Annotated in this window: 1 protein-coding gene; it reads left to right on the top strand. The window is 65.1% G+C overall.

Annotation, left to right across the window (positions count from 1 at the left end):
- Nucleotides 1–731 (top strand): AMP-binding protein (locus AWB78_RS42910; RefSeq protein WP_157697923.1); only part of this gene is annotated, 731 nt, incomplete at both ends.

Consider the following 731-nt stretch of genomic DNA (forward strand, 5'->3'; position numbering starts at 1 on the left):
GCCAAGTTCGATCTCACCCTCAGTCTGGCTCAGACTGCCCAGCACGGGCTCGCCGGCAGATTCAGCTACGCCACCGACCTGTTCGATGAGGCGACCGTCACCCGGCTGGGCGAACGCTTCACGCGTTTGCTGGAGCAAGCGCTCGATCAGCCCGATGCATCGTTGCATGCGCTCGAATTCATGCTGCCTGAAGAGCACGCGCTGCTCGAGCGCTGGAACGACACGGCTGCAGCTTATCCCGAGGATGTGTGCATCCATCAGTTGTTCGAACAGCAGGTCCGACGCACGCCCGAGGCAACCGCGCTCGTCTTCGAAGGCGAGTCACTCACCTATGCGCAACTCAATGCGCGCGCCAACCGGCTGGCGCATCACCTGATCGGTCTGGGCGTGCGTCCCGAGACCCGTGTGGCCCTGTGCATGGTGCGCAGCCACGAGCTGATCGTCGCGCTGCTGGCCATCCTCAAGGCGGGCGGCGCCTATGTGCCGCTCGATCCGGCCTATCCGGGCGAGCGTCTCACCCACATCCTCGACGATGCCGCGCCCGTGCTGCTCGTCGCCGATGCACCCGGGCGACAAGCGCTCGGCGATACCGGCGATCTGCCGGTCCTCGATCCGGTGTCCTTCCATGATGCCGTCGCCCAAAGCAACCACGACCACGATCCGATCGTGCCGGACCTGAACTCCCGTCACCTCGCCTACGTGATCTACACCTCCGGCTCGACCGGCAAACC

Origin of the sequence: Caballeronia calidae (assembly GCF_900044055.2) — a bacterium.
GTDB classification, from domain to species: Bacteria; Pseudomonadota; Gammaproteobacteria; order Burkholderiales; family Burkholderiaceae; genus Caballeronia; species Caballeronia calidae.